The following is a 21,424-nucleotide window of genomic DNA, read 5'->3' as shown; positions in this document are numbered from 1 at the left end:
TCCTCACCCGTGGGTGCCGGCGGACACCGGCGTGACCGTCCGCGAATCGCTCCCGACCCGGGCCGCCCAGGACAGTATCGACGTCCGGAGGCGCGCATGGTGCGGCCACTGCACGAACTCCGGCGGGGCCCGGTGCAGCGACGGCCATCGGGCGGGCGTGCCGCCGAGCACCGGATGGTCCGGCGCGTCGAACTCCGCCTCGAACCCCTCCGACCGCTGGTCGAAGCCCTCCAAGTGGATCGTGTGCCTGATCAGGTACTGCTCGGCGTAGGGGTGACCGACGTGGAAGTACTTGTCGTACAACAGCTGCGCCAGCGTCTCCTCGAGCTCCGGGTCCGTGACCTCGTGCATCGTCCCCGTGATGCGGACCCCGCTGACGGTCGCGTACTCGTCCCCGCCGTCGACCAACGCGGCCAGCGCGCGCCCGGCGGCGAAGTTGGCGCCGTGCCTGCTCGCCGCGTCGATCGGGACGTAGAGCTTCTTCTCGTGCACCACCATCCACAACGGGGAGAGGTAGATCGAGCCGTCCTCGTCGAGGGTGGCGACCCGGATGGTCTTCGCCCTGCCCAGGTAGGCCCAGCGCTTGTCCCCGCGCAGGGGCTGCCAGGTGCTGGCGGTGACGGGTGCGACGGCCATCAGAGCCTCCCGGTTTCCGAGATCCGCAGTGCCCGGAGCTCGCGGCTGTAGTCCGCCGCGTCGGCGACACCGACCTTGGGCGACGGACCGAGGTCCAGAAGAACGTATAGGCGACGCCGGTCGCCTCGAGCGTGTACGCGTAGCCGGCGGGCAGGTAGATGTGCTCGCCCTCGACCGCCTCGAGCACGATCGAGCGGCCGGCCGCGTCCTCGACGACCAGGTGGATCTTCCCCTTGAGGACGAAGTGCGTCTCGTCGAAGTCCTGCTGGTCCCAGTGGTAGGGCAGGTCGTTCGGGGCAGCCGGATCATAGTCAGCCACGTTGCCCTCCCTTCGGAAGAATACCGGGGAACACGACCGTAATCGGTTCTTGTTTCAGGGCGATGAAGTCGAAAGACGCAGTTGACGCGCCTTGGAGACGTTTCTCGCCGCCGGTACGGGGCCGACTCAGACCTTCTTCTCCCGCCAGCCCCGCTCGAACGGCAGCCGCCATGCGTTCGGCGCGATGAGCTGGTGGATCGCGTTCGGGCCCCAGGTGCCCGGGGGGTACATCTTCACCGGCGGCGGGTCCTCGAGCAGCAGCGCCGAGCGCTCCCAGAGGGACTCGATGCCGTCGGCCGTCGTGAAGAGGGTGTGGTCCCCGCGCATCGCGTCCAGGATCAGCCGCTCGTAGGCCTCGAGGACGTCCCCGGCCCGCTCGGTCTCCTGCGTGGAGAACTGCATGGACAGCTTCTCCAGCCGCATCCCCGGCCCGGGGCGCTTGCCGTAGAAGGAGAGCGAGACCCGGGAGGACTCCGCGAGGTCGAACGTCAGGTGGTCCGGTCCCTGCGAGCCCACCCCGGACCCCATGGGGAACATCGTCCGCGGCGCCTCCTTGAAGGCGATCGAGATGATCCGCATCCCCTCGGCCATCTTCTTGCCCGTGCGCAGGTAGAACGGGGTCCCGGCCCACCGCCAGTTGTCGATGCCGACCTTGAGCGCGATGAACGTCTCGGTCTCGGAGTCCCGGCTGACGCCCTCCTCCTCGCGATAGCCGCCGTACTGCCCGCGCACCACGTCCCCCGGGTGGATCGGCAGCATCGAGCGGAAGACCTTGTTCTTCTCCTCGCTGATCGCCCGCGGCTCCAGGGCGGTGGGCGGCTCCATCGCGACGAACGCCATCACCTGCAGCAGGTGCGTGACGACCATGTCCTTGTAGGCGCCGGTGGCCTCGTAGAAGTTCGCCCGCCGGTCGAGGCCGAGGGTCTCCGGGATGTCGATCTGCACGTGGTCGATGAAGTTGCGGTTCCAGATCGGCTCGAACAGCCCGTTGGCGAAGCGGAACGCCAGGATGTTCTGCGCCGCCTCCTTGCCCAGGAAGTGGTCAATCCGGAAGATCTGCGACTCGTCGAACGCCTCGTGCACGAAGGCGTTGAGCCTGATCGCGCTGGCGAGGTCGTTCCCGAACGGCTTCTCCATCACCACCCGGGAACGGGTCACCAGGTCCGCGTCGCGGAGCATCGTGACCACGGCCTGGGCCGCCTTCGGCGGGACGGAGAGGTAGTGCAGCCGCAACGCGTCCTCCCCCAGGAGGGACTCGGCCTCCTTGACCGCACCCGTCAGGGCCTCCGGCCCGGCGCCCTGGGGCACGTAGGTGAGCCGGTCCGAGAACTCCGCCCACGTCTCGTCGTCCATCGCATGGGTGCCGAAGCTCGCGATCGCGGCCCGGGCCAGCGTCCGGAACTCCTCGGTGCCGATGTCGTCCATCGCGGTGCCGACCACGCGGATGTCCGGGGCGAGCGAGGACTGCATCAGGTACGCCATGCCCGGGATCAGCTTGCGCTTGGCGAGGTCTCCGGTGGCGCCGAAGAGCACGATGACGTGCGGGGCCAGCTTTTCCTGTTCACGCATGTGGGGCCGCCCGCTCGGGTCCGGGTAGGAGATGGTCTGGGGACGGTTCTCGGCCACGCTCGATCCTCCTGCGGATGCTGGGCACGGGAAACCCCCGGAACCATACCGATTCCGAAGACGTATCCCGTGTCGTCGATGTGACGGGCCGGAGGCGTCCGGCTCAGGACGGCCGGCCCGCCGCGTCGGCCTGCCGCCCGGTCCATTCGACGAAGATCTCGTCCCGGAACCGTCGCTCCAGGGACTCGACGTCGTCCACCCAGGCGTCCCAGGCGTCGCACGGGTGCTCGTCCGCGACCGAGATCCGGATGCGGAAGCCGCCGACGGCCTCCTCCGGAGTGACCACCACGAACATGCCCTCGTACCGGCCGGCGATGATCTTCCCGATCTCGTGGACCCGGACCTCGGCCCTCGGCATCCCCCTCATGACGGCGACGGTATCCGGGCCCGCCCACGATGTCCTCCTCTCCGCGGGGGTGTCAGCGACCGCCTTCGACGAACTTCAGCGTCATCGCCAGGTAGTCCCGCAGGGCGACCGTCCGGGGAGCCCTCCGGTGCTCGTGCCAGATCCGGTTGGCCACCTCGGCACTCATCCCCCGGGACGTGCGCACGACCGCGGCGGCCTCGTCGTCGTCGATCTCCCGGCCGGCGAGCAGCGCGAGCTGACGCACCAGCTCGTGGGCCCGCACGCCGTTCACGGGCAGAGCGTGCCGGGCGGCACCGACAGAATCGCGCGCCGCGAGATCCTGTGATCGTTCCCACCGCCCGTCACGGTCGTCGGGGCCGCGGTGCGGTGGCCGCCGGAACGATCACCGGCGTCCACATTCGAGACACCGGACCACCGGCCCGGCCGCCTCCTGCGTGGGAGGATGCCCGGCGGGTCCGGGACGGTCCGGGCCGCCGGCACGACCGCTTGGGAGGCTTTCGTGATCCTCATCGTCCTCAAGGCCCAGATCCGCCCCGAGAAGCGCCAGGAGTGGCTCGCCGGGGTCAAGCAGTACACGGCAGACGTGCGGAGCGAACCCGGGAACGTCTCGTTCGACTACTACGAGAACGGCACCGATCCGAACGAGTTCGTGATCGTGGAGACGTTCAGGGACGGTGACGCGGGCTCCGCGCACGTCGCCACCGAGCACGCGAAGAACTTCTTCGCCTGGATGCCGGCCATGATCACCGCGAAGCCGAAGATCAACTATCAGGACATCGACGGCGAGGCCTGGTCGGAGATGGCCGAGGTCTCCCCCGAGTGACCCTGCGTCCGTCGTGTCCGACCCCACGGTGATCGACCCGCCCCCGGCGACACTCCGGCCGCTCGGCGATTCCCTGCGCCGGCCACCGGCCCTCGACCTGCGGATTCGTCGCGGACGTGACGAGGCGGCGACACGATGTGCCGGGGCCCGATGGGCGATCACGCGGAAACGTGGTTGGATAGTGGTGGTCGTTCAGTTTCGGTGTTCGTGTCACGCACGCCGCAGGAACAAGTTGGCGGGAAGCCGTGAGACGTCACCACGAGTCTCACGTTTCGCCTTCGAGGCCGGCCGGATCCCCCGCACAGGGTGGGGGATTCAACCACCTGAGAAGGAGCACGACATGGCACAGGGAACTGTGAAGTGGTTCAACGGCGAGAAGGGCTTCGGCTTCATCGCCCAGGACGGCGGCGGCGCCGACGTCTTCGTCCACTACTCCGAGATCGATGGCAGCGGCTTCCGCAGCCTCGACGAGGGTCAGCGCGTGGAGTTCGAGATCGGCCAGGGCCAGAAGGGCCCGCAGGCCCAGGGCGTCCGCGTCGTCTGAGCTACGCCTCGCACGGAAGCCCGCCTCCCCTCCGGGAGGCGGGCTTCCGCCTTTCAGCGGCCGGTGTCAGTCGCCGAGGCCGGCGTGCATCTCCCAGACCAGGACCTCCGACGCCTCCGACGCCGTCACCTTCTGGCCGCCTGTCGCGGTGAACCGCACCGCGTCCCCGGCCGCGAGCGCGCCGGCCCCCTCGAGCGTGACCGCTCCCCCGGCGACGAACAGGTGCAGGTACGGCGCCTCCGGCAGCTCGACGCTCTGCCCCGGGGCGAGCCGGGCCGCGTACAGAGCGGCGTCGCGGTTGGCGATCCGGATCGCGCTCGCGCCGTCGTGCTTCGCCATCCCGGACGCGACGGGCACCAGCGCGCCGGAGAGCAGCTCGTCGTCGATCTCGGCCTGTTCGTAGCCGGGCGTGATGCCGTTCTCGTCCGGCAGGACCCACATCTGCACGAAGTGCACGAGGTCCTCGTGGCTCTCGCCCCCCTGCAGCCGCCAGGAGTCGTTCTTCTCCGAGTGCAGGATCCCGGTGCCGGCGCTCATCCGCTGTGCCAGGCCCGGGTAGATCACCCCGGAGTGGCCGGTGGAGTCCTGGTGCACGAGCGACCCCCGCAGCACCCAGGTGACGATCTCCATGTCCTGGTGCGGGTGGGTGTCGAAGCCGCGCCCGGGCTTCACGATGTCGTCGTTGTTCACCAGCAGCACGCCGTGGTGGGTGTTGGCCGGGTCGTAGTGCGCACCGAACGAGAACGAATGGTGCGAGTCGAGCCAGGAGATCTTCGACGCGAACCGGTCGGCGGCGCGACGGACGTCGATCTCGGGGACGGTCACGATCTCGCTCATGTCTCCACCCTCTCACAAGTAGTTGCACCCACAACAACTACCGGCCGCCCGACCATTCCCCCGCGCCGAGGTCGCCCCGCGTCGCCGCGATGACCGTCGTCAGCACGCCGTGGAGCCGCTCGAGATCGGCCAGCGGCATGCCCAGCCGCTCGACGACCGCCGGCGGGATCCGCTCCGCGGCCACCCGCAATGCCCGGCCCTCGTCGGTCAGCGTGATCGCCAGCGTCCGTTCGTTGCCCGGGACGCGGCGCCGGCTGAGCAACCCGGCCGCCTCCAGCCGCTTCAGCAGGGGGACAGCGTGCCGGGATCGAGGGCGAGCGCCGAGGCGAGCGCCGTCACCGACCGCGGCTCCCGCTCCCACAGCGCCAGCATCACCAGGTACTGCGGGTGCGTGAGCCCCATCGGCTCGAGCAGCGGACGGTAGAGCGCGACGACGTTCCGCGCGGCGACGGAGAGCGCGAAACAGACCTGCCGATCCAGCTTCAGCAGGTCGACCGTGTCACTCCCCTGGTTCCCGGGCACGCCCTCAAGCTATCATTGGGGCGCTAACTATTGGGGTGATAAGAATGGCCTTCCGCCGTCCGGACCCGTTCCACTGGGTGCTCTACGCCTTCGGCGCCAAGCTGCCCGCGCGGAACCGCGAGTGGGTGCTGCACGACGTCACCACCCGGACCTGGCAGCTCCGCCATGTCGCTCGGGCCACGGTTCAGCTCGCCCCCATCGCGATCGCGCTGTACCTGTTCATCCCCGGCGAGCCCTGGGTGCGGGTCATGGCGGTCCTCGGCGGCGCGCTGATCGGCTACTTCTACTCGTTGACCTACATGTACGAGTCCGCCGAGCACCGGGCGATGAAGGCGGGGTACCCACAGGGCTACGCCGCGAACGTGCGCGAGGAGTCCCACTCGGAGGCGAACGCCGAGCGGCGGCGGCGCTACGAGGACCGCTGGCGCTGAGCGGGCGTCGGCGCCCACCGGGGTCGCGACGGCCCACCCGCGGGATCTGGTGCGACGCGCACGGTGGACCGCGCGCGTCGCACCGGACGACGTGCGTGGGTGGGGTGGCGTCCAGGGGCGCCCCGCGCGGCCTCCGGGGCGGTCAGCCCAGTTCGGCCGCCACGATCCGCGCCGCCTCGACGATCACCGCGTTGTCGCCCTTCGCCTCCTCCCCGTTCCGGGTGGACAGGACGGCGAGGACGATCGGGGCCCGGCCCGGCGGCCACGCGACGGCGATGTCGTTGACCGTGCCGTAGCGCCCTGCGCCGGTCTTGTCCCCGATGCGCCAGTCCGCCGGGAGTCCCGCGCGGATCCGGGTGCCGCCGGTGGTGTTGCGCACCATCCAGCTCGTCAGCAGGGTGCGGTCGGCCACCTCGAGCCGGTCCCCGAGGACCAGCTCCCGGAGATCGGCGGCGATCGCCCGCGGACTGGTGGTGTCGCGCTCGTCGCCGGGGATCGCGGAGTTGAGCTCGGTCTCGCGCCGGTCCAGACGGGTCACCTCGTCCCCGAGGGACCGGGCGAAGGCGGTGACCGCACCGGGTCCGCCGATGTCGTCGAGCAGGAGGTTGCCGGCGGTGTTGTCGCTGTAGCGCAGCGCCGCGTCGCACAGCTCGGCGACGGTGAGCCCGTCGGTGACGTGCTCGGCGGTGACCGGGGACGCGTCGACGACGTCCCCGGCGGCGTAACGGACGCGGGTCTGCAGGTGCCCGGGAGGGGTGCCGGCGAGCATCGCGGCGACGGCCAGGACCTTGAAGGTCGAGCAGAGCGGGAACCGCTCGTCGGGACGGTGGGCGAGCTCGCGCCCGGTACCCGTGTCGACGGCGTGGAGCCCCAGCCTGGTGCCGAAGCGGGTCTCGAGGTCGGCGAACCGCGCCTGGACGTCGGATCCGGCGGCGGTGGGCGGGACCGGTCCGGAGCCCTCGGTCCGCCCGCAGCCCGCCAGCGGCACCAGCAGCGCCGCCCCCAGCACCAGACGCCTGCTCATCGCGGCATTCCCCACGAGGGTTCTCCTCTCCGGCCGTCCTGGAACGGCGTCGACAGGCACAACGGCTTCCGCCGTTCGGCCCAACTTGGATAACGATCAGGCCTACGATGCTCCCATCACGCATTCGACCGGCCCGGAACGGGAAGCCAGCCGCACAACGGCCCGAGTCCTCGGGCCGTCGCACACTGGAGGAACCGTGACCGTCACCGGCATCATCACTGCGATCGTCATCGGCGCGATCATCGGAGCTCTGGGCCGACTCGTCGTTCCCGGCAAGCAGAACATCCCGATCTGGCTCACGATCGTCGTCGGCATCGTCGCCGCATTCATCGGCACCTTCATCGCCCGCGCCATCGGCATTCCCACCGCCACCAGCGGTATCGACTGGCTCGAACTGCTCGTCCAGGTGATCGTCGCCGCCATCGGCGTCGTGCTCGTCGCCAACCTCTACGGGCGCCGATCCGTTCGACACTGACCTGTTCCGCCCGCCGGGCCCGGCACCCTCGTGGTGGCGGGCCCGACGTGTGTCCGACATCCGTCGCAGGGGGATCGCCGACGACCCGCGGCCGGGTCGCGTACTTCTCACGAGCTTCAGGAGGCGCCATCATGTGGCGCCGAACATCCGTCGAACACTCGCGAGGTCTCCGTGGCGATGCTGGAGTTCGACGACGACGGCGCGCGGCTGATCGAGCGCGTCTACCGCAGCCCGGACGTCGTCGAGCAGCGCGCCCGGTCCCTGGCGCTGCTCGCACCGCAGCCGGGCGAGACGATCCTCGACGTCGGTTCGGGCCCCGGCTTCCTCCTCGCGTCGCTCGCCGAGGCGGTCGGGACGGACGGGGCCGTGCACGGCCTGGACCCGAGCGCGCCGATGAACGCGGTCGCCCGCGGCCGGACCTCGCGGTTCCCGTGGGTGAGCGTCGACGAGGGCGACGCGCTGGCCCTGCCTTACGCCGACGCCACGTTCGACGCCGCCGTCTCCACCCAGGTCTACGAGTACGTCCGGGACATCCCGGCCGCCCTGGCCGAGCTCCGCCGGGTCGTCCGGCCGGGCGGCCGGGTGCTCCTGCTGGACACGGACTGGGACTCGGTCGTCTGGCACACCGCGGACCGGGCGCTGCACCGCCGGATCATGGCCGTGTGGGACGAGCACCTCGCCGACCCGCACCTGCCCTGCACCCTGCCGGGCCACCTGCGCCGGGCGGGGTTCCGGCTCACGGGGCGCTCGATCGTGCCGATCTTCAACCCGTCGTACGACCCGGACAGCTTCAGCGTCCTGACGATCCGGACCGTCGGCGGGTACGTGCGCGGCCGGAGCGGGATCACCGACGCGGACGTCGACGCCTGGGCGGCGGATCTCGAGGCCCGCGGCGCGGAGGACGACTACCTGTTCAGCATCAACCGGTACTGCTTCCTCGGCGTCGCCGACTAGGCCCGGGGCTCTGCGCTCGTGCGGCGGGCGAGGATTCGGAAGGCGGGGGTGGGGAAGCCGGGGCGAAGCTCCACGGCGCAGCTCCGGGCCAGGATGCGCAGGGTGTTCGGGCAGCTCCCGGGCCCGTGGTCGACCTCCCGCTCCGCCCACGCGTAGGGGTCCAGACGCGGGTGCACGGGCGTCCGCGCGTGGATCGAGCGCCAGTTCGGGTAGAGGTGGCGGCCCGTGTCCGCCAACCGCTGCACCCCGCGCCGGGACCCGAGCTCGACGGCGGCGCACTCGTCGTCGAACGCGACGGCGAGGCCGGCCGCGGCGGCCTGGTCGTGGTGCGGGACGAGCCGCAGGCCACGCTGCGCGAACCGGGAGCGCCACAGCGCGTCGGCCATGATCCGGCGGTGTCTGCCCCGCCGGGCCAGCTGGACGTCCAACGCGGCGAGCTGGGGGCGCAGCACTGCCGCGGACAGTTCCGGCATCCGCAGGTTGACCCCCACGATGAGGTCGGCGCCGCCGTCGCTGAAGCCGTCCCGCTCGTAGCTGCCGACGTCGTGGTACATCGCCGCGCGCTCGAAGAGGGTGCGGTCGTCGGTCAGCAGCGCGCCACCCTCGCCGCTGCGGATGTTCTTGTGCTGGTTGAAGCTGAAGACGCCGGCGTGGCCGATCGACCCGACCCGCCGTCCGCGGTAGCGCACCCCGACGGCCTGGCACGCGTCCTCGATCACCACGAGCCCGTGCTCGGCGGCGACGGTCATGATCGCGTCCATGTCGCACACCAGGTTCAGCATGTGCACCGGGATGACGGCCCGGCTGTGGGGCGTGATCTTGCGCTTGAGGTCCACGGGATCGAGCGTCAGCGACTCGTCGACCTCGACGAGGACGGGCACCGCGCCGACGGCCAACGGCGCGGCCGCGGTGGACACCCAGGTATAGGCCGGCACCAGCACCTCGTCGCCCGGCCCGATCCCGGCACCGACGAGGGCGGCGATCAACGCGCTGGTCCCGCTGTTGACGGCGAGCGCGTGCTCCACGCCGATCGTGCGGCGCAGGTCGTCCTCGAGCCGGCTGACCTCGGACCGTCCGTTGCCCGAGAACCGGCCGAAGCTCCCGGGCGAGCACCTGCACCGTCGCCGCCATCCCCCGTGCGGTCGCCGTCATCGCCGCCAGCGCCATCCCCGCCACCCCGCCTGTTCGTGCCCGTACCCGTGAACCAGTCGTACCGGGCAGGACGGACATTCGCACCGGGGACGGAGGCGGTTCGACCGCGCAGAACCGGGGCCGGCCGCCGCGACGGTGCGGCGGCCGGCCCCGGGCCGGTCAGGAGAGTACCTCGTCAGCGGTCCGCGTCGGTGTAGACGACCATCCCGCGGATGTTCTTGCCGTCCCGCATGTCCTGGTAACCCTGGTTGATGTCCTCGAGCGCGTACTTCGTGGTCACCAGGCCGTCGAGATTCAGCCGGCCCTCCTGGTAGAGCGAGAGCAGCGACGGGATCTCCGCGCGGGGGTTGCTCCCGCCGAAGATCGCGCCCTGCAGGTCCTTCTGCAGCAGCGTCAGCTCGAACAGGCTGAGCTTGACGTCGACGTTCGCCGCGCTGCCCATCCCGGTGACCACCGTGCGGCCGCCCTTGGCCGTCAGGGTCAGCGCCTCGAGGACGTTCTCCCCCTGGATGTCGCCGACCGTGATGATCACCTTCTCGGCCATCCGGCCCCAGGTCAGCTCGTTGACCGCGGCGGTGGCCTCCTCGGCGGTCTCGTAGGTGTGGGTGGCGCCGAACTCCATCGCCCACTCCCGCTTGGCCGCGACGGGGTCGATCACCACGACCCGCTTCGCGCCCGCGGTCGCCGCGCCCTGGACCGCGTTCATCCCGACCCCGCCGGCGCCCATGACCACGACCGTCTCCCCCGGCCGGACGTCCGCGACCTTCGTCGCGGAGCCCCAGCCGGTGGTGACACCGCAGCCGACGAGCGCCGCGACCTCGAGCGGGATGTCCGGTTCGATCTTCACGACAGAGGCCTGGTGCACCGTGATGTACGGCGAGAACGTCCCGAGCAGGCACATCTGGATGACGTCCTGGCCCCGTGCCTGCACCCGGAACGACCCGTCGCTGATGGACTGGCCCGTCAGCAGCCCGGCGCCCAGGTCGCACAGGTTCTGGTGGCCGTTCGAACACGGCGGGCACATCCCACAGGCGGGGATGAACGCCGTGACGACGTGGTCGCCCTCCTTCAGCCCCGTCACACCCGGGCCGACCTTGACGACGACGCCCGCGCCCTCGTGCCCGCCGATCAACGGGGTGGCGACCGGTGTGGCCCCGGTGACGAGGTGCTCGTCGGAGTGGCAGAGGCCGGATGCGGCCAGCTCGACCATCACCTCACCGGCCCGCGGGTCCCCGACCTCGATCTCCTCGACCGACCACTTCTCGCCGATCCCCCACAGCACAGCACCCTTGGTCTTCACCCGTGAACTCCCTCGTCCATTCGGCGGCACGCCCGGCCCGGCCCGGGCCGGAACCGCAACGTACCCGGCCGTCGGGGGACGTGGCCCGGAGGGCAGCGGGGCCAGGGCCGAGCTGCGGTCGCGGATGAGCAGAATGGGACCGAACCCAAGGAGGAGGAGGTCGTCGTGATCCTCAGGCCGCAGGCCGCGTCCGATCTCGACGCCGTCCGAGCGGTCGTCGGCGCGGCGTTCGGCGAGGAGGGACCCGGCGTCGTCCGCATGCTCGACGCCCTCGACGCCTCGGGCGCCACGGTCCTCTCGCTGGTCGCCGAGGAGGACGACGTGCAGGGTGAGCTGCTCGGTCACGTCCGGCTGTCGCGCTGCTGGCTCGACGCGCGGGAGCGGCTCGTCGACGTCCTGGTGCTCAGCCCGCTCTCCGTGCACCCGGACCGACAGGGCGCCGGTATCGGCACCGCGCTGGTCGCCGCGGCGCTGGGCGCGGCGAGGGCGTGCGGCGCACCGGCGTTGTTCCTCGAAGGGTCGCCGGACTACTACGGGGCCCGCGGGTTCACCCGCGCCGCGGACCACGGCTTCGTCCGGCCGTCCGTCCGGATCCCGGAGGCCGCGTTCCAGGTCGCCGTGCTCCCCGCGCACGAACCGTGGATGACCGGCGCGCTCGTCTACACCGACGCGTTCTGGGCGACGGACTCCGTGGGCCTGCGGGATCCCCTGCTGGCCCGGCTCGAGCGCGGTTGACCCACCGGTCGTCGGGTAGCCCTCCCCGGGCCCGTCACCGATTCTGGAGGTGGCCGTGAAGGTCGTCGCCGTGCTCTACCCCGACTCCGACCCGAAGGCGCACCCCGACGTCCTCGCGTCCGCGGAACGCGCGCTGGACCTCGGCCCGTTCCTGGCCGACCGGGGGCACGAGCTCGTCGCCACCAGCGACACGGGCGACGAGCTCGACGCGCACCTCGGCGACGCCGAGGTGTTGATCACCACCCCGTTCTGGCCCGTCTACCTGGACCATGACCGGTTCGACCGGGCGTCGAACCTGAAGCTGGTGATCACCGCGGGGGTCGGCTCGGACCACGTCGACTCCGAGGCCGCCGTCGAGCACGGGGTGACCGTCACGGAGGTGACCGGCAGCAACGTCGTGAGCGTCGCCGAGCACAACGTGCTGCAGATCCTGGCGCTCGTCCGCAATTTCGTCCCCGCCCACGAGCAGGTCGCGGACGGCCGGTGGGACGTCGCTGACGCGGCGCAGGACGCCCACGACCTCGAGGGCAAGACGGTCGGGCTGATCGGGCTCGGCGCCATCGGCGCGCGGACCGCGCTGCGGCTCAAGCCCTTCGACGTCACGATGCTCTACTCCGCCCGGCACCGCCGCAGCCCCGCCGAGGAGGCCGTCCTCGGCGTCCGCTTCGCCCGGCTCGACGACCTGGTGGCCCGATCGGACGTCATCTGCGCCGCCCTGCCCCTGCAGCAGGGCAGCCGGTCACTGTTCGACCGCGAGCGGCTGGCCGCGATGAAACCCGGTTCGTGGCTCGTCAACACGGCCCGCGGGGCCATCGTGGACACCGACGCCCTCGTCGAGGCCGTCGAGTCCGGGCACCTCGCCGGGTACACGTGGTACCCGCAGCCCGCTCCGGCCGACCACCCCTGGCGCCACCTGCCCCGCAACGCGCTGACCATCCACTACTCGGGCATGACGGTCGAGGCGCAGCAGCGGATCGCGGACGGGGTCCGGGAGATCCTGGCCGCCCACCTCGAGGGTGCCTCGCCACCCCAGGACTACGTGGTCAGCGCGCCGGAGTCGTGAGCGCCCGGCCCCAGCGAGCCCGGGGCCGGGGGCAGGCGGGGTTCCAGGTCAGATCTTCTCCAGCGCGTCCGGCTTGTGGACCGCCTCGCCGCCGCTCTTCTCGCTGCGCACCAGGTACTGCGGCTCGTCCTTCGACGCCCGGACCGTGCGCCCGCCCGCCTCGGTGTCCGAGGTGATCTTCTTCAGCACCTCGCCCTCGGCGTGGCCGCCGTGACTCTTCCAACGGACCTTGTCGCCCTTCGCGAACTCGGACACGTCGCGCACCTCCTCGGTCGTTGCCGTGCGTACGACCCGTGGTACCCGGGCACGGATCACTCCATCCGCCCGGACGGGGAGGATCGTTCGGCAGGGGGCCGCTGCTCTCCTCGCGCCGGGTTCGGGCATCGTTGCGGCGACGACAACGGCGCCCGCACCGAGGAGACCCCATGAGCGATCCGTCCCGCGACCACGATCTCGTCGTCTACGGCGCGAGCGGCTTCGTCGGCACCCTGCTGGCCGACTACCTGGCCACACACGCGCCCGACGACGTCCGGATCGCCCTTGCCGGGAGGTCCCGGGGTCGCGTCGAGGCGGTGCGGGCCGGGCTGCCGGAACGGGCCCGGGACTGGCCGGTGCTCGTCGCGGACTCCACGGACGCCGCGGCGCTGGCCGCACTCGCCTCCTCGACCCGGGTGCTGGCCACCACCGTCGGGCCGTACGCGCGCTACGGGCTCCCCGTGGTCGAGGCCTGTGCCCGTGCGGGCACGCACTACGCCGACCTGACCGGCGAGGTCCTGTTCGTCCGCGCCGCGATCGACCGCTGCGACGCCCTCGCCCGCGAGACCGGGGCCCGGCTCGTCCACTCCTGCGGCTACGACTCCATCCCCTCGGACCTCGGGACGCTCCTGCTCCACCGGCGGGCCGCCGAGGACGACGCGGGCGCGCTCGAGGAGGCCGAGCTCCTCGCCTCCGCCCGCGGAGGTTTCAGCGGCGGCACCGTGGCCTCGCTGCTCGGCCAGCTGGAGACGGTCGTCGGCAACCGTGAGCTGCGCCGGGTCGCCGCGGACCCGTACGGGCTGAGCCCGGACCGTGCCGCGGAGCCCGCGCCGGCACAGCCCGCGGACGCCGCCCGGCCGAGCCGCCGCCGGGACGGCACGTGGGTCGCGCCCTTCGTGATGGCGCCGTTCAACACCCGGATCGTGCGGCGCAGCAACGCCCTGCAGGACTGGGCCTACGGCCGCGGCCTGCGCTACGGCGAGGTCATGAGCTGCGGCCGGGGTCCGGCCGGCGCGGCGGTGGCCGCCGGCGTCACCGCCGGGCTGGCGGCGTTCGCCGGCGCGGTGACGCTCCCGCCGACCCGCACGCTGCTGAAGCGCGTGCTGCCCGCCCCGGGCACCGGGCCGAGCGAGCGCACGCGCGAGAAGGGCTGGTTCCGGTCCGTCGTCCACGGCCGGACGGCGCGGGGCCGCCGCTACACCGTCACGGTCGCCGGCGAGGGCGACCCCGGTTACGCGGGCACGGCGGTGATGTTGGGCCAGAGCGCCCTCTGCCTGGTGTCCGACACCGACCGGCTCCCGGACCGCGCCGGCTCCCTGACCCCGGCGACGGCGATGGGTACCGCACTGATCGAGCGGCTGCGCGCGGCCGGACACACCTACGACGTCGCGCCGGCGTGAGGGCGCGTCAGGGAGCGGACCGCTCCGGTGCACCGCCGGCCGAACCGTCGCCGATCACGTGCGCGAGGCCGTGTTGGAGCCTCCGATGGCGGGGTACCACGCCGATGAGCCCGCCCCGACCACTCCGGAGGAGCCGATGACCACACCGGAGCGCGCCAGTTCCGACGACGCCGAACAGCGGCGGACGACGGAGGAACCAGGGATCGACTACGCCACCGACGCCACGGCGTTCGACGACGCGGCCGCGCTGTCCGACGAGGCCGATCCCGCGGACGTCCTCGAACAGCGCCGCGACGACGGCCCGCCCGACGAGGACGAGGCACCCGAGACCGACTGAGGGCCGGCTCCGCAGCCCCGCCGGGCGCGTGTCCCGCGGCCTTCGCAGGCCCGCCCCGGTCCGCCCGCGCCGCGCCTGACCCTCCGACAACTCGCCTCGCGCGACGGCAACGACGCCGAACGGGCCCTCCTCACGGGCCGGCCGGCCGAGACGCGGCCGGATCCGTGACGGGGGTGAGTCGCCGGGGACCCTCCTCGCTCCGCGCGCCGTCGAGCGGGACGGTGTCCCCCCGCAGGACGACCCGCAGGCCGCCGTCGAGGCCTCGCTGTCGCATCTCGTGCTGGAAGTGGCTCAGCGGGGAGCGGAAGACCCCGTAGTCGTCGTAGTGGATCGGGACCGTCGTCCCGGGCCGGATCAGCTCGACGAGGTCCGCCCCCTGCCGGGCGTCCATGGTGACGAGCACGGGACCGATCTTGGTCCCGCCCAGGTGGGTCACCAGCACGTCGATCTCGGGGTGGCGTTCGCGGACCCTCCGCAGGAACGGCCGGAACAGGGTGTCCCCGGTGACGTACAGGCGAAGCTCGACCCGACCGGCCCGCTCGAGCTCGAGGATCGTGCCCATCGTCGGCGGCAGCGCGCGGCGCACCAGCGCGGGACCGTGCCGGGCGGGCACCGCGGTGATCCGCAGCGTCTCGTCCCCGCGCTCGAAGCTGCGCGTGGCCCACGTGTCGAGTGCCGTCGCGGCGCCGAAGCCCCAGCGCTGCAGCCGGCGTGCGGCGTGGCGGGTGGTCACGATCGGCACCGTCCGCGGCAGCCCGGCCCGGGCACGCCGGTCGAAGTGGTCGCCGTGCAGGTGCGACAGCACGACGGCGTCGAGGCTCGGCAGGCCGTCCGTCGTGATCGCGGGCTCGGTGAGCCGACGGCTGGTGAGGCCGTAGCCGAGGTGGGCGCGTTCCCCGCGGTGCAGGAAGTTGGGGTCGGTGAGCAGGGTGAAGCCACCGAGCTGCAGCAGCGTGGTCGCCGTACCCACGAACGTCAGCGTCGAGGCGCGCGGAGCAGGCGTGTCGGGCGAGGTCATGGCTCCCCGGTACCCCCGCCGTCCTTCGTGAACCCCGTGCGGTTGTCCGGATCTCGCGCGGGTATCCCCGCCCCATGACGGACCGAAGCCACGGCATCCCGCCGTCCGACCTGGATGACGCCGACCTGCACCGCGAGCTCGCACACCTGCACAAGACACGCCACGAGACGGTCCTCGCCGGCAGCGAGAACGCCCTGGAGACGCACACGAAGCGGATGCTCGCCCTCGAGCGGGAGTTCCTGATCCGCTTCCCGGCCGAGGGAGCGCCGGATCCGCGGCGCACCCGGGCGGGGAGCCGGGAGAACGCGGGCCAGCCGGTGACGGGAACGGCCTGACCCTCGGCCGGCGGGAGTGAGAGAGGCCGGCCGAGCGCCGCCGGCGCCCCGCCGCGGCCTGCTCGACCTCATGGGGTCCACCACCGCGGCGCGCACGGACGCGTCGGCCCTGCGCCGTCGCCTCGGCGCGGGCGGTCGCTGCGGGTCGTCGCGGGCTCGACAGCCTGACCCTGGCCCGGCCTCCACCCGAGGTGCGCGACACGAGCTCCCATCGGCTTGTACCGTCCGGCAGTGCAGACAGGTCAACGGGCGGCAGCCGCGTGGGCGGAGGTGCTCGCGCACATCATCGACGCGGCGCACCTGGCCACCGGGGAGCAGCTCTCCACGATCGTCGACCGCGCGGTGCGGGAGGTGGGGCTGACCGCCGAGGTGCTGATGGTCGACCTGGCGCAGCACGTCCTCACCCCGGTCCGGCCCGAGCCCGGCGGGGAGGTCGCCGTCTCCGACACGATGGCGGGACGCGCCTACCAGCTCGGCGAGATCCTGCCCGCCACCGACGACCGGGGCCGGGTGCTGTGGGTGCCGATGCTCGACGGCACGGACCGGGCGGGCGTGGTCCGCATCGGCCTGGACGAGGTCCTCGACGCCGAGGTGGAGGACGGTCCGCTCCTGCGGCGGTGGGTGTGGACGCTCGCCGGCCTGGTCGGTCACCTGGTCATGACCAAGGTCGTCTACAGCGACCGGCTGCGGCGCTGGCGCAGCGGCGGACCGCTGTCCCTCCCGTCGGAACTGCTCTGGCAGCTGGTGCCGCCCCGCACCTTCGCCACCGAGCGCGTCGTGGTGTCGGCCGTCCTGGAGCCGCACGACCAGGTCGCCGGCGACGCCTACGACTACAACGTCGAGGGCGACGTGATGGACGTCGCCGTGTTCGACGCGACCGGGCACGACATCCGGGCGGGCGTGACCACGGCGTTGGCGATCACCGCCATCCGCAACGCCCGCCGCGCGGGCGAGAAGGACCTCGTGGCCGTCGCGGCGCGGGCGGACGCCTTCATCTCCGCGCAGCCCGGGCCGTTGCAGTTCACCACGGCGGTACTGGCCCGGCTCGACACCGCCACCGGCGTCCTGGAGTACGTGCTCGCCGGCCATCCGGCTCCGCTGCTGATCCGGCACGGGAAGGTCGTCAAGGAGCTCACCGCGCCGCCACGGCCCCCGCTCGGCGTCACCGTGGCCGGCGGCCTGCCCACGGCGGTGGAACGGGAGCAGCTCGAGCCCGGGGACCGGTTGCTGCTCTACTCCGACGGCGTGACCGAGGCCCGCGACGCCGACGGGGTGTTCTTCGGCGAGCAACGCCTGGTCGAGCTCGCCGAACACGCGGTGGCCGCGGAGCTGTCCGCGCCGGAGACGCTGCGGCGGCTCGCCGCCGCGGTGATGCAGCACCAGGGCGGCAGGCTCCAGGACGACGCCACCCTGCTGCTGATCGACTGGTCGGCCGGGGGCCACCACCGGATGTTCCCCACGTTCCCGGACGTGTGAGCGGGCCACGTTTGCCGTTCCCCGCGGAGGGCATCCGGGGCTGACCGCCGGCCCCCGGCGGACCGAGGGGGAACAGTGCGGATCGTCATCACCGGGGCGAGCGGCAACGTCGGGACGGCGCTGCTGCGCCGGCTCACCCGCGACGCGGGGCAGGAGCACGATCTCGTCGGGGTCTGCCGCCGCCCGCCCGCAGGCGGGCAGCCCTACGAGGCGGTGTCGTGGACGGGGCTGGACCTCGCCGGGCCGGACGTCGACGAGGCGCTGCGCCCCGTCGTCCGCGGCGCCGACGCCGTCGTGCACCTGGCGTGGGGGTTCCAGCCCTCCCGCGACATCACCTACCTGGACCGTCTCGGCATCGACGGCACCCGCGCCGTGATCGACGCCGTGCACGCCGAGGGCGTGCCCCACCTGGTGCACATGTCCTCCGTCGGCGTCTACTCCCCCGGCCCGGACTCGCCCGAGGGCCTCGGCGTCGACGAGCTGTGGCCCACCGAGGGCATCGAGTCGCTGGCCTACAGCAAGGAGAAGGTCGCCGCCGAGCGCCTGCTCGACGAGTACGAACGCCTCCACCCCGACGGGGCGGTCGTCGCGCGGTTGCGCCCCGGCCTGATCGTGCAACGGGACGCGGGGAGCGCGCTGCTGCGGTACGGCGTGCCCTCGTACGTCCCCGGCGGCCTGCTCCGCCACGTGCCCGTGCTGCCCGTCGACCGCAACCTGGTCGTGCCGATCGTGCACACCACGGACGTCGCCGACGCGATCGCGCGCGTCCTGGAGCGACGCTCGGCCGGGGCGTTCAACCTCGCCGCCGATCCGCCCGTCACCCGCGACCTGATCGCCGACGTCCTCGGCGCCCGCGCGGTGCACCTCCCCCGGCAGGTCCTGCGCGTCCTCACCGACGTCACCTGGCGTACGCAGCTGCAGCCGCTCGATCCGGGCTGGATCGACCTCGCCTTCGCCTTGCCGCTGCTCGACACCACCCGCGCCCGCCGTGAGCTCGACTGGGCGCCCCGGGTGGACGCCCGCACCGCCCTCGCCGGCGTCGTCGCCGGGATGGCCGACGCCGCCGCGACGACCAGCCCCGCGCTGCGACCGCGTTCCGTCGTCGGGAAACTGGCCGCCCTCGTGAGACGCGGCCCCGTCGTCAAACGCCTGCTGCCCTGATCCGACCTCCGGAGGCTCGCCGTGTCCGACCCCACGCCGCCCGACCTCACCCCGCCCGACCCCGCACTTCCGGACACACCCCCGGTCACCGGCGAGGTCCGCCGGCTCGGCCGGTGGGCGGTGGGCACCAGCCGCGGGGAGGACTTCGCGGTGTCCCGCCGCTGCCGCCACCAGCTCGCCGACCTCTCGAAGGGCACCGTCGACGACGACGGCTGCCTCGTTTGCCCCTGGCACGGCAGCCGCTACGACGTCCGCACCGGGGCCATGGTCGACGGCCCGCAGGGCTTCCTCTTCTACCGCGGCCCGACCCCCGGGTACAGCGCCCTCGTCCTCGCCTACGCCAAGCACCTCAGGCTGCGGGTGGGCCGCGTCGTGCGCCGCGCCGGGCGGATCACGGTCGAACCGGACGGCCGGTCCTCCGGCGACGGGAGGAGCGGCACGTGACTCCCGCCCCGGGTGCGACGCTCGGACGGGCGGTGGCGGCCCTCGCCGACCTCCGACTTCACCCCGCCCGAGCTGCTCCGCGCCGTGTACGCCCGGGACACCGGCCTGCTCGGCCGCGACATCCTGCTGGACGGCCGGTTCGGCCCGGTCCGCTTCCTCATGGGCGTCCGCATCACCTCGATCGTCGACGAGGGGGAGGAGGCCGACGCGGACTGGCGGATCTGGGGCTGGGGCTACGAGACCCTGCAGGGGCACCTCCAGCGGGGCCGGGTGGTCTACCGCGTGGCGAAGCACCGGGAGACGGGCCGGGTCGAGTTCTCCGGGCCGACGTGCGCTGGCAACCCCATCCCCGCCTCGACCGCGTGCGCCTGCGCTGGTTCCACCCCGTCCGCGACGCCGGCGCACACCGGGTGCGGACCCCCGCCGCGGACCGTTCGGAGCAGCGTGAGCACTGACCGGGTCGGCCGCAGCACGCTCCTCCGGTTGCCGAGAACCGCGACCGACGAAAGACTGCGCGGGTGAACGGCGACAAGGGGTCCGACGACCGCGACGACGTCGTGCCCGGCTCGTCGCTACGGGCCGGGTTCTCGTTGAGCGACCTCGAGCTGCCGGAGCTCTGGCTCGCCTACGTCGGCCTCGGCGGCTCGCTGGGCAAGGACGACCTCGAGGCGGCGCTGCGCGGCACGCTTCCGCTGTCCGACCACGAGCACGACATGATCGCGCAGGCGCTGAACGACTACTTCACCGAACGCGGCCAGGACCACCCGGTGGCCTACGCGAACGAGGAGGTCGAGCACGACCGCAGAGCGGCGCACCCGCGGGAGGGCTGATCCTTGCCGTGCAGCTCGGGGATCTGCCAGTGCGAGGGAACCTCGATGCACCCGGTGCCATTCCGCCTCGCGTATCCCTCGACGCGCGGGAGCGGCGCGGGGCCGTAGGCTGCGGGGTGCGCGAGGGAGGCGTACGGGTGCCTGGTGGCCCCCGCGGTCTTCAACACCGACGTGGCCGAGGATCTCGGCCAGGCGGGTTCGATTCCCGTCCGCCTCCGCTCCCGCGCGCCCGCCCGATGCCTAGTGCAGGGCGATGCGCCCGCTGCCCGCCGAGACCGTGCCGATCACGGCCGCGGGCACGCCGCGGGAGGCCAGCTCGTCGACCGCGCGGGCCGCCCGTCCGGGCTCGGCGCCGAACAGCAGCCCGCCCGACGTCTGGGCGTCGGCGAGGATCGCGACGTCCGTGTCGGTGACGCCCGCGCCGACGTCCAGCACGTCGGCGACCCACTGCCGGTTGCGCCGGCTGCCGCCCGGCACCGTGCCGGCCTCGGCCAGCTCCCGCACGCCGTCGAACAACGGCACCGCCGCGACGTCGACCCGGGCGTCGATCCCCGACGCCGCCGCCATCTTCCGCAGGTGCCCCAGCAGCCCGAAACCGGTGACGTCCGTGCAGCCGCGGGCCCCCGCCCCGACCGCCGCCTCCGCCGCGGCCGCGTTGCTCGCCGTCATCGACGCGACGGCCTCGGCCACCAGCGCGGCCGGCGCAGTACCCGCCTTGATCGCGGTCGTGGTGATGCCGACGCCGAGCCGCTTGGTCAGGACGAGCGCGTCGCCCGGCCGCAGACCGGCGTTGGTGAGGATCCGGTCCGGATGCACCTCCCCGACCACGGCCATGCCGTACTTGGGCTCCGGGTCGTCGATCGAGTGCCCGCCGACCACGGCGAACCCGCACTCCCGGCCCGCGTCGGCACCCCCGGCCAGCACCTCGGCGAGCAGCTCGGCCGGGAGCTGCTCGGTCGGCCAGGCGACGAGGTTGAGGGCGAAGAGGGGCCGCCCGCCCATCGCGTACACGTCGGAGACGGCGTTGGTGGCGGCGATCCGGCCCCACAGCCGCGCGTCGTCGACGACGGGGGTGAAGAAGTCCGTGGTCGCGACGAGCGCCCGGTCCGCGTCGAGCCGCCAGACGGCGGCGTCGTCCCCGGTCTCGGTGCCGACGAGCAGGTCGGGGTGCCGCGGGGGCGCCACCAGCGCCAACACGTCCGCAAGGGCACCCGGGCCGATCTTGCAGCCGCAGCCCGCGCCGTGGCTGAACTCGGTCAGCCTCCGGCCGGATACGGCGGATGTGGCGGTCATGCGCGTCCTCCCTGTCCCGGATGACCTTACGACGGGGTGCGGTCCGCGGCAGGCCCGCCGGCGACAC

26 protein-coding genes, 1 tRNA gene and 1 pseudogene are annotated in these 21,424 nt (G+C 72.8%); 16 read left to right on the top strand and 12 right to left on the bottom strand.

The genetic code is table 11. The features are described from left to right. Positions 1 to 3 precede the first annotated feature (3 nt). From WBK50_RS11675 to WBK50_RS11660, 4 genes are all read right to left on the bottom strand, one after another. Complete coding sequence (locus tag WBK50_RS11675; RefSeq protein WP_341335616.1) at positions 4 to 636, bottom strand: pyridoxamine 5'-phosphate oxidase family protein; 633 nt, start codon at positions 634 to 636, stop codon at positions 4 to 6. A gap of 445 nt (positions 637 to 1,081) precedes the next feature. Then, complete coding sequence (gene zwf / locus WBK50_RS11670) at positions 1,082 to 2,581, bottom strand: glucose-6-phosphate dehydrogenase (RefSeq protein ID WP_341335615.1); 1,500 nt, start codon at positions 2,579 to 2,581, stop codon at positions 1,082 to 1,084. A gap of 103 nt (positions 2,582 to 2,684) precedes the next feature. Then, positions 2,685 to 2,948 carry a hypothetical protein gene (locus tag WBK50_RS11665; protein ID WP_341335614.1) on the bottom strand — a complete coding sequence of 88 codons (264 nt, stop codon included), beginning with the start codon at positions 2,946 to 2,948 and terminating at the stop codon, positions 2,685 to 2,687. Between the two features lie 52 nt (positions 2,949 to 3,000). After that, positions 3,001 to 3,219: a hypothetical protein gene (locus WBK50_RS11660; protein WP_341335613.1), complete on the bottom strand. Its 219-nt coding sequence runs from the start codon at positions 3,217 to 3,219 to the stop codon at positions 3,001 to 3,003. A 228-nt stretch (positions 3,220 to 3,447) separates the two neighbouring features. On the opposite strand from WBK50_RS11660, the gene WBK50_RS11655 reads away from it, so the two are divergent. Next, the gene (locus WBK50_RS11655) at positions 3,448 to 3,771 is read left to right on the top strand and encodes a putative quinol monooxygenase (RefSeq protein WP_341335612.1); all 324 of its coding nucleotides are present in this window, start codon (positions 3,448 to 3,450) and stop codon (positions 3,769 to 3,771) included. A gap of 340 nt (positions 3,772 to 4,111) precedes the next feature. Then, positions 4,112 to 4,315, top strand: coding sequence for a cold-shock protein (locus WBK50_RS11650; RefSeq protein WP_297496121.1), 204 nt, complete (start codon positions 4,112 to 4,114; stop codon positions 4,313 to 4,315). A 66-nt stretch (positions 4,316 to 4,381) separates the two neighbouring features. Here WBK50_RS11650 and WBK50_RS11645 read toward each other — a convergent pair whose 3' ends face one another. Next, positions 4,382 to 5,152 (bottom strand): pirin family protein, encoded by a 771-nt coding sequence (locus tag WBK50_RS11645; protein ID WP_341335611.1) that lies wholly within the window; start codon positions 5,150 to 5,152, stop codon positions 4,382 to 4,384. A 37-nt stretch (positions 5,153 to 5,189) separates the two neighbouring features. Then, positions 5,190 to 5,674, bottom strand: a pseudogene (locus tag WBK50_RS11640) (MarR family winged helix-turn-helix transcriptional regulator). Between the two features lie 44 nt (positions 5,675 to 5,718). On the opposite strand from WBK50_RS11640, the gene WBK50_RS11635 reads away from it, so the two are divergent. Next, a complete protein-coding gene (locus WBK50_RS11635) occupies positions 5,719 to 6,105 on the top strand; it encodes a DUF5313 family protein (RefSeq protein ID WP_341335610.1) in 387 nt (128 codons plus the stop codon). Between the two features lie 142 nt (positions 6,106 to 6,247). On the opposite strand, the gene bla is transcribed toward WBK50_RS11635, so the two are convergent. Further along, a complete protein-coding gene (gene bla, locus WBK50_RS11630; RefSeq protein ID WP_341335609.1) occupies positions 6,248 to 7,129 on the bottom strand; it encodes a class A beta-lactamase in 882 nt (293 codons plus the stop codon). 196 nt (positions 7,130 to 7,325) lie between these two features. Here bla and WBK50_RS11625 point away from each other — a divergent pair, with 196 nt between their 5' ends. Together WBK50_RS11625 and WBK50_RS11620 are read left to right on the top strand one after the other, a co-directional pair. Beyond that, on the top strand, positions 7,326 to 7,604 hold the full coding sequence (locus WBK50_RS11625) for a GlsB/YeaQ/YmgE family stress response membrane protein (protein WP_341335608.1): 279 nt from the start codon (positions 7,326 to 7,328) through the stop codon (positions 7,602 to 7,604). 177 nt (positions 7,605 to 7,781) lie between these two features. Further along, positions 7,782 to 8,558, top strand: coding sequence for a methyltransferase domain-containing protein (locus WBK50_RS11620; RefSeq protein ID WP_341335607.1), 777 nt, complete (start codon positions 7,782 to 7,784; stop codon positions 8,556 to 8,558). Here the strand turns inward: WBK50_RS11620 and WBK50_RS11615 are convergent. Both WBK50_RS11615 and WBK50_RS11610 read right to left on the bottom strand, forming a co-directional pair. Further along, a complete protein-coding gene (locus WBK50_RS11615; protein ID WP_341335606.1) occupies positions 8,555 to 9,583 on the bottom strand; it encodes a DegT/DnrJ/EryC1/StrS family aminotransferase in 1,029 nt (342 codons plus the stop codon). The two genes, WBK50_RS11620 and WBK50_RS11615, sit on opposite strands and share 4 nt — an antisense overlap. A gap of 302 nt (positions 9,584 to 9,885) precedes the next feature. Then, entirely contained in the window at positions 9,886 to 11,010 is a 1,125-nt protein-coding gene (locus WBK50_RS11610; RefSeq protein WP_341335605.1) for an NDMA-dependent alcohol dehydrogenase, read from the bottom strand. 165 nt (positions 11,011 to 11,175) lie between these two features. Between WBK50_RS11610 and WBK50_RS11605 the strand changes: the two genes are divergently transcribed. Next, on the top strand, positions 11,176 to 11,745 hold the full coding sequence (locus WBK50_RS11605) for a GNAT family N-acetyltransferase (protein WP_341335604.1): 570 nt from the start codon (positions 11,176 to 11,178) through the stop codon (positions 11,743 to 11,745). Between the two features lie 55 nt (positions 11,746 to 11,800). Then, positions 11,801 to 12,808 (top strand): NAD-dependent formate dehydrogenase, encoded by a 1,008-nt coding sequence (locus WBK50_RS11600; protein ID WP_341335603.1) that lies wholly within the window; start codon positions 11,801 to 11,803, stop codon positions 12,806 to 12,808. A 48-nt stretch (positions 12,809 to 12,856) separates the two neighbouring features. Here the strand turns inward: WBK50_RS11600 and WBK50_RS11595 are convergent, their stop codons facing one another. Then, positions 12,857 to 13,063, bottom strand: coding sequence for a DUF2945 domain-containing protein (locus WBK50_RS11595; RefSeq protein WP_341335602.1), 207 nt, complete (start codon positions 13,061 to 13,063; stop codon positions 12,857 to 12,859). Positions 13,064 to 13,233: 170 nt separating this feature from the next. Between WBK50_RS11595 and WBK50_RS11590 the strand changes: the two genes are divergently transcribed. Together WBK50_RS11590 and WBK50_RS11585 are read left to right on the top strand one after the other, a co-directional pair. Then, complete coding sequence (locus tag WBK50_RS11590) at positions 13,234 to 14,463, top strand: saccharopine dehydrogenase family protein (protein WP_341335601.1); 1,230 nt, start codon at positions 13,234 to 13,236, stop codon at positions 14,461 to 14,463. 136 nt (positions 14,464 to 14,599) lie between these two features. Continuing rightward, positions 14,600 to 14,800, top strand: coding sequence for a hypothetical protein (locus tag WBK50_RS11585; protein ID WP_341335600.1), 201 nt, complete (start codon positions 14,600 to 14,602; stop codon positions 14,798 to 14,800). Between the two features lie 130 nt (positions 14,801 to 14,930). Here WBK50_RS11585 and WBK50_RS11580 read toward each other — a convergent pair whose 3' ends face one another. Continuing rightward, positions 14,931 to 15,818: an MBL fold metallo-hydrolase gene (locus tag WBK50_RS11580; RefSeq protein WP_341335599.1), complete on the bottom strand. Its 888-nt coding sequence runs from the start codon at positions 15,816 to 15,818 to the stop codon at positions 14,931 to 14,933. A 74-nt stretch (positions 15,819 to 15,892) separates the two neighbouring features. On the opposite strand from WBK50_RS11580, the gene WBK50_RS11575 reads away from it, so the two are divergent. The 7 genes from WBK50_RS11575 to WBK50_RS11545 all read left to right on the top strand — a co-directional run bounded on the left by WBK50_RS11575 (position 15,893) and on the right by WBK50_RS11545 (position 20,282). Next, positions 15,893 to 16,153: a DUF6158 family protein gene (locus WBK50_RS11575; RefSeq protein WP_341335598.1), complete on the top strand. Its 261-nt coding sequence runs from the start codon at positions 15,893 to 15,895 to the stop codon at positions 16,151 to 16,153. Between the two features lie 231 nt (positions 16,154 to 16,384). After that, positions 16,385 to 17,629, top strand: a complete 1,245-nt coding sequence (locus WBK50_RS11570) for a PP2C family protein-serine/threonine phosphatase (RefSeq protein ID WP_341335597.1) — start codon at positions 16,385 to 16,387, stop codon at positions 17,627 to 17,629. 75 nt (positions 17,630 to 17,704) lie between these two features. Continuing rightward, positions 17,705 to 18,790: an NAD-dependent epimerase/dehydratase family protein gene (locus WBK50_RS11565; RefSeq protein WP_341335596.1), complete on the top strand. Its 1,086-nt coding sequence runs from the start codon at positions 17,705 to 17,707 to the stop codon at positions 18,788 to 18,790. Between the two features lie 21 nt (positions 18,791 to 18,811). Continuing rightward, positions 18,812 to 19,234, top strand: coding sequence for a Rieske (2Fe-2S) protein (locus tag WBK50_RS11560; protein ID WP_341335595.1), 423 nt, complete (start codon positions 18,812 to 18,814; stop codon positions 19,232 to 19,234). A gap of 12 nt (positions 19,235 to 19,246) precedes the next feature. Beyond that, a complete protein-coding gene (locus tag WBK50_RS11555; RefSeq protein WP_341335594.1) occupies positions 19,247 to 19,756 on the top strand; it encodes a DUF1990 family protein in 510 nt (169 codons plus the stop codon). Beyond that, on the top strand, positions 19,753 to 20,064 hold the full coding sequence (locus WBK50_RS11550) for a hypothetical protein (protein WP_341335593.1): 312 nt from the start codon (positions 19,753 to 19,755) through the stop codon (positions 20,062 to 20,064). The genes WBK50_RS11555 and WBK50_RS11550 overlap by 4 nt, the downstream gene beginning before the upstream one ends. Positions 20,065 to 20,189: 125 nt before the next feature. Then, a tRNA-Sec gene (locus tag WBK50_RS11545) sits at positions 20,190 to 20,282 on the top strand. A gap of 22 nt (positions 20,283 to 20,304) precedes the next feature. On the opposite strand, the gene selD is transcribed toward WBK50_RS11545, so the two are convergent. Then, complete coding sequence (gene selD / locus WBK50_RS11540; protein WP_341335592.1) at positions 20,305 to 21,357, bottom strand: selenide, water dikinase SelD; 1,053 nt, start codon at positions 21,355 to 21,357, stop codon at positions 20,305 to 20,307. Positions 21,358 to 21,424: the final 67 nt, after the last annotated feature.

It is taken from the genome of Pseudonocardia sp. T1-2H (assembly GCF_038039215.1).
GTDB lineage: Bacteria > Actinomycetota > Actinomycetes > Mycobacteriales > Pseudonocardiaceae > Pseudonocardia.
This window is presented reverse-complemented; position numbering and strand designations above follow the sequence as displayed.

Coding starts and splice junctions, on each gene's coding strand:
- WBK50_RS11675 (WP_341335616.1), bottom strand. CDS start 636: ATGGCCGTCGCACCCGTCACCGCCAGCACCTGGCAGCCCCTGCGCGGG.
- WBK50_RS11665 (WP_341335614.1), bottom strand. CDS start 2,948: ATGAGGGGGATGCCGAGGGCCGAGGTCCGGGTCCACGAGATCGGGAAG.
- WBK50_RS11650 (WP_297496121.1), top strand. CDS start 4,112: ATGGCACAGGGAACTGTGAAGTGGTTCAACGGCGAGAAGGGCTTCGGC.
- WBK50_RS11645 (WP_341335611.1), bottom strand. CDS start 5,152: ATGAGCGAGATCGTGACCGTCCCCGAGATCGACGTCCGTCGCGCCGCC.
- WBK50_RS11635 (WP_341335610.1), top strand. CDS start 5,719: ATGGCCTTCCGCCGTCCGGACCCGTTCCACTGGGTGCTCTACGCCTTC.
- bla (WP_341335609.1), bottom strand. CDS start 7,129: ATGAGCAGGCGTCTGGTGCTGGGGGCGGCGCTGCTGGTGCCGCTGGCG.
- WBK50_RS11620 (WP_341335607.1), top strand. CDS start 7,782: ATGCTGGAGTTCGACGACGACGGCGCGCGGCTGATCGAGCGCGTCTAC.
- WBK50_RS11590 (WP_341335601.1), top strand. CDS start 13,234: ATGAGCGATCCGTCCCGCGACCACGATCTCGTCGTCTACGGCGCGAGC.
- WBK50_RS11585 (WP_341335600.1), top strand. CDS start 14,600: ATGACCACACCGGAGCGCGCCAGTTCCGACGACGCCGAACAGCGGCGG.
- WBK50_RS11580 (WP_341335599.1), bottom strand. CDS start 15,818: ATGACCTCGCCCGACACGCCTGCTCCGCGCGCCTCGACGCTGACGTTC.
- WBK50_RS11575 (WP_341335598.1), top strand. CDS start 15,893: ATGACGGACCGAAGCCACGGCATCCCGCCGTCCGACCTGGATGACGCC.
- selD (WP_341335592.1), bottom strand. CDS start 21,357: ATGACCGCCACATCCGCCGTATCCGGCCGGAGGCTGACCGAGTTCAGC.